Genomic DNA, 8,226 nt, shown 5'->3' with positions numbered 1-8,226 from the left:
TAACAAGGAAATCTACAATCGACACCGCGCAACGCCCCAATCCTGCTGGATCGGTCACGTTCCCGAAATCGGCGGTCACGTTCGCCGAAATACGCACCAGCGAGCACTGGCCGTCGCTTTCGAGTTTGCGCAACGCCCCCAGCGACAACCCGGCCATTTGCGCCAGTTCACGCTGCGTGAGCGATTGGGCAAGCCGCTGCTCGCGCAGACGAACACCCAGCGCGTGCAGAATCTCAGCGGAAGTCGAGAGATGAAAAGTCACTTTTATGACCCTTATCGCGAAAAAAATTGCGTAAGAACCATTTTAGTGGACTTTAATTATTCGTGAAAGCAGATGGCTGCGATAGCTGCCGCGAGCGATCATGCGGTGACCATCGTAACGCTACGATAACGTAGCGTTACGATGTTACGGTGCAGGCTCCTGTCCAGCCGCCGGCGCCTCCAGCAGTACTTGTGGCAACAAGGTGGCGCTGACAGTTCAAGCGACCGCATGGATGAAAGCATTCAGTGCCGCCGCGATGCGTTTACGGCGCTCTTGCAAGAACGCCTTGTAGTGATCCAGTGCCAGCAGTTCCTCCTCCACCGGGATGCACTGTGCTGCGAATGGTGCTGCACCGTGCTGTGCCACCAGCGGCAACAGGTAGGTCACAGGCGCTTTGTCGCTGATCGCACGATTGGTTTTGCCGCCGATGAAAGCCAGGTTGGCGATGTCGTCGGCCTCGCGAGGGGTGTAGCTGCCGCGCAGCAATGCCTTGGGGAAAATGTGATGAAACTGCAAGCGGTGCTGACTGCCCGAGTGGTCCAGAGCAATGGCAAGGTGGCTGCGCCAATCCTTGGCACCTGCCGCACGAAACGCCAGGAACATGGTCTTGAACAGCGCACTGCGCTGGTTGCGCCCCTCCAGCTCTTCCGGCGTGATCTCAAGGTGGCCGAACTGCAGACGCAGCCGGTCGATCAGTTCATTGACGCCGCCGCCATTGCGGATGATCGCCAAATCCTGATCCAGAATGGTCTCACTGGAACCCCGCGAGAAACGGCCTTTGGCATTGGCGGCCAAGGCCCAGTAGCGCAGTTGGCGGGCCTCATCGTTGCTCAGCGCATAGTTGCGGCTATGCCCGAAATACGCCAGCACCACCAGCAGGAAAGGCGACGACAACAGTGCCGGGCTATCGATGCCAAGATTGCTGCGCAGGAAGTTGAGCGCGAATTCCATGCCATCGCAGGCTTCTTTCCATGCCTTCTGCAGCTTCTCCACATTCAGGCTACCCACGATCTGGAAACGTGATTGACCGGTGGCAAACGCCATCAGATTCTTCAAGTGCAAACCGAGATCAAGGTCAAAGCCCGTCTTGGCGCATGCCTTCTGGAAATCCTGGAACGTCTGCAGCGAGTGCCGCCATTTGGCGGTGATCTGAGCCAGAGCCAAGTCCGAACTGCGCAGCTTGGCTCCCAGTGAATTGACCCGGACGAAGATTTCCGTGACTTCATCGTAGGAAAGCGTGCGTTCCAGCACGTCCATCCGATAAACGTACTTGCGGATGCCACGTAGCCGGGCCAGGCGCTGGCTGTACTTCTCGTACCGCGGATCATCAAAACCACTGATACCGGCACGTTTGAGGAACGGCGCATCGTTGTCGGTCTTGAACACTTCCGACACTTTCACCCAATGCGGCAACTGCTCCAGCTTCCTCGTGGCCACCACGAAAGTCATCTTGTTGAAGCGCTTGAGCAGTTCGTCCTCGGTCGAGTCCGTCTCATCGCCAATCAGTTCGCTATCGTCGTCGGCATCGTCCTCGTCGTCGCCGTTCTCTTCCACTTCGGTCACGACCGCCAACTGGTCGGGATGCTCCAAGTTGAACAGCAAGTCGATAGGCCGACGACGGCCGCGCACCGATACTGGCTCGCCGCGAATAACGGCAGAGAGCGATGTCAGACGCTGCTGACCATCCAGCAGAAGCCGCGTGCTCTGGTAAGGATTCGTGCTCTGGCTGACCGCGAAATCCTGCAGCGGCACAGCTTCATCCGTTTCCCAAAGCAGGATTGCGCCGGATGGGTAGCCGCGATACAGCGAATCCAGCAGATCACGCACTCGCGTGGAGCGCCACACATACTGGCGCTGCATCTCCGGCAAGCGCAGTTCGCCCCGCTCGATCATTGATACCAGTTCTTCAACGCTTGCTTCGGCCTTGGCCATGTTTTTCCTTCGATCAGGCACCGAGCAGGAAGCGCTCGCGGTGCCACTGCAAATAATGTCGGTGCTCGCTGGCCAGCCAGCGCAACCTCATTCCCGAATGAATGCCAAGCCCAGGCAGATCGCTTTGGGACAGGCGGGTGCTGGTCAGCAGATGCCCGGCATCGTCGAAGCTGATCAGAAAGCGATCGAACAGCGCATCGAGATTGGCCACCAGCAGAAAGCCGTTGAAGGCATCCAGCCGCTCGGCATCGTCGGCACACTCGGCCCAGGGTTTGGCATGGCTGGCACGCAGGGCTTCAGTCACCGCGACGCCAGTCACTGCGCACGCACCACCCCAGTAGTCCAGCAGTGCGTCGCGGTAACGCTCCTGCCCCAAGCGCTGGCGCACCAAACGCTCGACTTCCGTGCCCCGGGCTTCGGCAGACATCGTCTCAACAGCTTGCGCCACGGCCACGTGGTAGTCGCGCACTGCCTGATTCGGCAACGCCTGCGACAGGCTGGCCGCGCGGCGCAACAGGGCTGCCAGATCGGCCAGGGTGGGTACGCGAAATACGTCATCAGCTCCGGCCCAAAGCTGGAAGCTGCGCAACAACTCCGGCAGCAGCGCGGGCGTGGCAGGTTGAAAGCGCACCTCGAAGCCTCCGGCCAATGCTGTCACTGCCGCCTGGCTTCGATGACGAGCCGAAGCCAGTATGACCGCATCGCCAGCGGATGACAGCACGTGCTCGAAGCCGTTGTCGTGGCCGGCTTTTTCGATGATGGTGCGTTGCAGAGGATTCATGTCCGCGTCCAATCCACCCGGTTCCACTCGATGGCGCGCTTGCGCCAATGGGTGTCGATCGCTTGAGCGAAATCCGGGCGCACCAACTTGGCACGCGCCTCGCACCAGTCGGGCGATTCGCGCCGTACCACCACACCTTCCAGCGGCAGACCGGCGCGGTAGCGGCTGGGGGTTTCCATGACCAACTGCTTTAGCGCCGCCAGGTTGGTGCGGCCACTCGATACCCGCGGCACGGTGAACAATCCGGCTTCCGAGGCCAGCGCGTTGCGCCGGGAGGTGCTCCAAAAACGCCTCTTGCTGCGGTCATAGACATCGAACAACAGAAACCAGTCGGGCAACGTGTCGTAATCCAGTGAATGGCGTGCAGCGCACCATTCGCCAAACAGCATCAACTCAGGACGCAGCACGGCAAGCAAGCTGGATTCGTGTTGTGCCAGCCAGGCGGGTAAACGCGCAAACTGACCAACATAGGGCTTGCCCAGATACTGGCCACGATTCTGAGCAAGCACGGTGCCGTCGGGTGATAGAGACAGGCCGAGATTCGCACCGTCGAGCTTCTCCTCCACGACCACATCGCCGGACAACAGCGCCTGCGCTTCGGTGGGCGACAACACCTTGTCGTCGCGTGGCATGCCGTCTTTGGCCAGCCACGCGAGGTGCGGAGTGGTAGGGAAGCGGAAGAAGTCGGTCAATGCATGATCCTCATTCAACGAGCCTGCTTCTCAGCATGTTTCTGTCGTGACCAACTTTCAATGATGGGCTCCAACAAGACGTTGTTCGCCAGCAGATCAGTCTCCCAATCATGCCAATCGGTGTCCCCTGCAAAAGCAACACAGCCCTCGCCGTACTCCCTGTGTGAGTCCAACGCAGCGGCGACCATTTTCTTATCTGCGTCATCGTGGATGACAGCCAATAATGGCGGCTGCAATATCCCGTACCCATACTCGTCATAGGCGACATCAACGTTATCGACGGCTGCTGTGCTCCATTTGTGCATGACAACTTGGATACCAAAATCATTGAACCCCAGCTTATTGGTGTACTCGTTATAGATTTCACCCGCCAGATCCAGTACAAGCCGGGATTCGCTTTTCTGAAAAACGTCCAGCCACTGCCACACCTTTTGGCGCTCTGTCGGATCATCTGGCGTGGCATCAATATCCTTCGGGTGAGTTGGGTCAGCAGCACTGGCAGCAATCAAAACATTGGTATCCACGACATAACGCGCCCTCATGGCTGACTCCGCTTCTGGCGCTCGAACATCAAGCGTGCCTGTTCTCGGGTCTCACCCAGCGCATCCCCAAAGAAACCCTCAGGCCAGTTCTTCAATCGGCCGAAATCATCCATTTCCAGGGTTCTCAATCGCGCGGCCTTGCCATCACGTTCAACGAAATACATGGCGGCGTCAGCAACGGACACTTCTTCGCGGGCAATCAAGGTCTGCATGCGGCGGAACAAATGTTCTGAATGCGTCTCGACGATGAACTGAACGTTGCGCTCCTTGCTAACCTTGGCCAGCAATTCAGCCAGCTTGCTCTGTGCCAGAGGGTGTAGATGGCTTTCCGGCTCTTCGACGATCACGATATGGCCGGGCTGTGCGAACAGGGCGGCCACAATGACAGGAAGCACCTGCGACACTCCAACTCCAACGTCTTTGAGGTTACTGGCCTGGCCATCGGTTTCCACCAGCAACTCATGACGCGCTGAACTGCCAAGGGCTCGGATGGAAAGACCGTGCGCCAGATTCATCTCCTTCAGCCAATGAACCGTTTGCTCAAAGAGATAGGCTTCCGCTGGCAAGGCTTGACTACGCCTCTTGGCTTGCTGGCACGCCACACCGCTGGCAATCAACGCATCCACGGCTTTGGCGCCATCGTCGCCGATATGGGCAGGCATACGCCCTGCCCATACATAGTCACGCTGGGCCAAGCGGCGCACGGGGCCAAGGTAGATGATGCGGCCCAACTCGTCCAGCAACGCCGGACCAACCGGCCGAATCACCTCCCCCTGCACACCCAGTTTGTTGAGCGTAGAGGGTGAAAATGCAAACGAACGCTGCGGCCGAAAATCCGCGCTTTGCCCCAAAGGTTTGATTTGATTGCCCAGCGTGAGGCGATAAATCCCGGGTTTCCGGCGTTGGACGCTGAAGCCTTGACCGTCTTTGCCCAAACGCAGGAACTCCAGTTCAGCGCTGCCGGACTGGCCTTTACGGTAGCGTGCCGAGAAAATCGTCGATTCAGCGGCATTTCCTGCTTCGCTCCAGCGAAACTCGATACCTACTTGATTGGACGCCGTGCTTTCTGTTGCTGCACCATGGCGACACAACACATCCTTGAACTGGCCGAGTGTGACGGAGTCGCTGGTATCGGGGTTACCTAGATTGAGATCTAGATTCGGATCATCGCCTTTGACGGTCTGACGGATGAGCAGCAGGCTTTGGATCAGACTGGACTTACCCGATGAATTGGCACCCAGCAGCAGAGTGATAGGGGCGAGTCGCACAGGCCCCGTGGTGCGCCAGATCTTGAAGTTCTCCAGTTTGAGATGAGTAAGCATGTTCTGTCCCGCAGATTACATGTAGTAGCCATAGCGAATTTGTGGTCGATCATGTTCATCCAAATACTTCATGATCTCCCCCACTTTTCTGGCGCAACTAAGCGTGATGGGGTACTTTCCATCAAGCTGGGTGTTGTTCCAGTTCATTTTTGTCAAACCTAAAATTTCTCTCGCCAGAAAAGCAGGACTTTGTTCTGACTTCACAACCCGAAGCTCAAGCGGCTGGGGAATGTACATTCCGGGATAGGTTTTGTAGTACCAAATGGAGCCCCGGGTGTAGAGCAACTGACGTTGCTCGTCCAGCACAAGGGATGTACCGCGATAAGGTGGATATCCGCCACTTCGGAAAAGACGGAGGCGTGAGTCCATGACGGTCACGAAGTCAACGGTGTCTATACGCAGATCAGAAGCTGCGGCCATAAATCCAGACATTTCAGGCTCAGAGAAATTGGATGTTTTATGCACCACCACTCGCCCCGGATATGTTCGCATTGCGTTGCGGTATTCTTCCAAGGCTGTCTTGAAAAGCGCGTAGGATTGTTCCCCTGATAATCGTGGAACGCGATCATCCTTTTCCATGTGAACCGGAGTGCCGCGCAGAATGAGGCCATTACCCAATTCATCGAAAACTTGAGCCAGGCTGGTATTAAGGGTTTTTTTGTCCTTGCTGCGATAAAAGGCAATACCCAGCGCACATGAGAGTGTGTTTCCTTCCGCTTTCTCCAATCGCCAAGGATTGGTTGCCCCTGCTTTGTAGTACAGGGCAGTCGCCAGATTCCAAGCTTTGGTTGCGTCATCTTGCTGACCTTTACCACCGGAAGTTAACGAGTCTGCCCGCAATAATTGAAGCGGCTTCCCCAAGTGCATGGCTTTTGCTTTCAACGCCCGTCGGAAATTGAGTTCAGATTGAACCTCGACGCTCTCCTCCAATTTTTCTTCGCCCTCAACCGGGGATTCCTTGCTGACGGCATCGAATATAGATTTCGATAGCACGCAAACAATCACGTCAACAGGTCGGTTTTGTGCGAGAAATTTTATTTCCTCATAGTAGAGATTGATGGCCTCTTCTATGCGCTGCGAGCGATTTTCTATTTTGGTAATTTTTTCAATATCCGACTGCCTGAGCTGTCGCCCCAAGTCTTGGTTGAATGCCAGTTCGGCATGAAATCCCGTTTCTTCGTTGAACCCGCAAAAATTCGGGAAAAGATTGCCTTGGTGATCCTTCCCGGCTCCTTGGATGGGAGTTTTCATCCTATCAAGCAAACTTGACAGGTCTTCAAGGTCTTTGTTCGTTCCTATGGCTCCAAGCAGGATACGAGTACGGCGAGTGAGTGAATTTTTGTCATACACCCCATAGGCCGCTATTCCGCGCCGTGGGCAGATGTGAGTACCGTTAAAAAATTCGAGCCTTGGCTCATTGACGTGTACTAATTTCATCAGTCAAAAAACCTCAGTCGTTGTTCGGCTTCATCATCAGATGGCTCAGGCAGGGCTGCCCATTTGGATTCATCCAGTGATGGCGCTCCTTCAAAGCTGAGAATCTGCCCGAAAGACAGGAATGAGTCCTTTACGCTTTTTTCGGAAAACAGGTCTTCTTCATCAATTGAGCGTAGCCATGCAGCAATAAATCTGAAATGGTTTACGACTTGCTGATTATTTTCCTGACGCTTGATCCAGCTCAAATTGTCGTGGCTGTAGCCGGATTTCTTGAAATCAGTGCCATAGCTGAAAAACCAGCTCGGTGTAATAGACATCAGCCAGTTTTCGTCAAAGTGGAGAAAATCTACTGAAAATGACAGATGTTTCTGCATGTAGATTTTGGAGGGGTCTTTTTTGTTGAGCTTTATGCTAAACACCGAGCGCTTGGACTTTTTTTCTCCTTGCCATGATTCTTCTCGCTGATTCTCTCCATTTTTGTAAGGTAAGAATACAAACGCCTTGTCATCATTTTCCCAGCGCACACGCTCTTGAAAAAGACGTTGTTGTAGTGAGAAGCGCAATAAGGATTTGAATACACGCTCGTGATCTTCGTCGATTGTCCAGAAATCCTTGCTTCGATGAGCTTCCGCCGTGCCGGGTTCAATCAGGTGGCGATAGGGATTATTTGAATCGGTTAAGTCAAAAAATGTAACCAGCGCTTTGCTGTGAACAACATAGGAAGAAGGAGAGCGAAGTTCATTTTCTTGATTGAACTCCCGAATCGTTTTTCTCCATAATCCCGGCTTTCTTTTTCCATGCCTATCCACAAGGTCGATGTTTAACTGCGCTACATACAGGGTGGCAGGAAAGTAAATATCCACCAAATTGGTGGTTAATGATTCCGGGGGCAGCAATGGCGGATCAATATCTTCGTCCGCCAAGCCAATTGGGATGCCGCGCATGTACGCATTCAAATGATTGAGGGCAGCTTGCAGTCTTTGGGGCGAGGCATCGGCTGCTTTGGAGCACAACTCCTGATAGTCCCAGATGTCGTTTTTTGGATTGAACTTGAGTTGATCGCCAGCCGCCGTATCAATGGCGACCTGCGAGTAACTCCCTTGCTTGGTTGTGAGGATATAGACAATCAGGCGGTCATAACGCTGATGCAGATTGTGGCTGACTGACCTGCTCCCCGAGATTAGTACGGTAATGATGTAGAGTCTGCCTCCGTGGAGGTAGCATGAAGAAGCGTTTCACAGAAGAACAAATCATTGGC

8 protein-coding genes and 1 pseudogene are annotated in these 8,226 nt (G+C 54.8%); all 9 read right to left on the bottom strand.

Annotated features, from left to right (window positions below; all coding sequences use genetic code 11):
- On the bottom strand, positions 1-262 hold a 262-nt coding region (locus tag ABD104_RS29910; protein WP_343928859.1), incomplete at its 3' end, for a helix-turn-helix domain-containing protein.
- Between the two features lie 216 nt (positions 263-478).
- A complete protein-coding gene (locus ABD104_RS29905) occupies positions 479-2,194 on the bottom strand; it encodes a DUF262 domain-containing protein (RefSeq protein WP_087838763.1) in 1,716 nt (571 codons plus the stop codon).
- Between the two features lie 13 nt (positions 2,195-2,207).
- Positions 2,208-2,975 (bottom strand): HNH endonuclease, encoded by a 768-nt coding sequence (locus tag ABD104_RS29900; RefSeq protein WP_087839085.1) that lies wholly within the window; start codon positions 2,973-2,975, stop codon positions 2,208-2,210.
- Positions 2,972-3,667, bottom strand: a complete 696-nt coding sequence (locus ABD104_RS29895; RefSeq protein ID WP_087838764.1) for an RNA ligase family protein — start codon at positions 3,665-3,667, stop codon at positions 2,972-2,974. Before ABD104_RS29895 ends, ABD104_RS29900 begins: the two co-directional genes overlap by 4 nt.
- Positions 3,668-3,681: 14 nt before the next feature.
- The gene (locus ABD104_RS29890) at positions 3,682-4,209 is read right to left on the bottom strand and encodes a hypothetical protein (protein WP_087838765.1); all 528 of its coding nucleotides are present in this window, start codon (positions 4,207-4,209) and stop codon (positions 3,682-3,684) included.
- The gene (locus ABD104_RS29885; RefSeq protein WP_087838766.1) at positions 4,206-5,531 is read right to left on the bottom strand and encodes a DUF3696 domain-containing protein; all 1,326 of its coding nucleotides are present in this window, start codon (positions 5,529-5,531) and stop codon (positions 4,206-4,208) included. The genes ABD104_RS29890 and ABD104_RS29885 overlap by 4 nt, the downstream gene beginning before the upstream one ends.
- A gap of 15 nt (positions 5,532-5,546) precedes the next feature.
- Complete coding sequence (locus tag ABD104_RS29880) at positions 5,547-6,968, bottom strand: argonaute/piwi family protein (protein WP_087838767.1); 1,422 nt, start codon at positions 6,966-6,968, stop codon at positions 5,547-5,549.
- Positions 6,968-7,912, bottom strand: a complete 945-nt coding sequence (locus ABD104_RS29875) for a hypothetical protein (protein WP_343928858.1) — start codon at positions 7,910-7,912, stop codon at positions 6,968-6,970. The genes ABD104_RS29880 and ABD104_RS29875 overlap by 1 nt, the downstream gene beginning before the upstream one ends.
- A 114-nt stretch (positions 7,913-8,026) precedes the next feature.
- Positions 8,027-8,086, bottom strand: a pseudogene (locus ABD104_RS30390) (hypothetical protein); the annotation flags it as partial.
- Positions 8,087-8,226 lie beyond the last annotated feature (140 nt).

The organism is Pigmentiphaga daeguensis (assembly GCF_039523035.1).
Taxonomy (GTDB): domain Bacteria; phylum Pseudomonadota; class Gammaproteobacteria; order Burkholderiales; family Burkholderiaceae_B; genus Pigmentiphaga; species Pigmentiphaga daeguensis.
Note: the sequence above shows the minus strand (reverse complement) of the source record. Positions and strands in the feature narration are given on the sequence as shown.

Excerpts from the sequence above, each read along its gene's own strand:
- ABD104_RS29905 (WP_087838763.1), bottom strand. The coding sequence starts at position 2,194 with ATGGCCAAGGCCGAAGCAAGCGTTGAAGAACTGGTATCAATGATCGAG.
- ABD104_RS29900 (WP_087839085.1), bottom strand. The coding sequence starts at position 2,975 with ATGAATCCTCTGCAACGCACCATCATCGAAAAAGCCGGCCACGACAAC.
- ABD104_RS29890 (WP_087838765.1), bottom strand. The coding sequence starts at position 4,209 with ATGAGGGCGCGTTATGTCGTGGATACCAATGTTTTGATTGCTGCCAGT.
- ABD104_RS29885 (WP_087838766.1), bottom strand. The coding sequence starts at position 5,531 with ATGCTTACTCATCTCAAACTGGAGAACTTCAAGATCTGGCGCACCACG.
- ABD104_RS29880 (WP_087838767.1), bottom strand. The coding sequence starts at position 6,968 with ATGAAATTAGTACACGTCAATGAGCCAAGGCTCGAATTTTTTAACGGT.
- ABD104_RS29875 (WP_343928858.1), bottom strand. The coding sequence starts at position 7,912 with ATGCGCGGCATCCCAATTGGCTTGGCGGACGAAGATATTGATCCGCCA.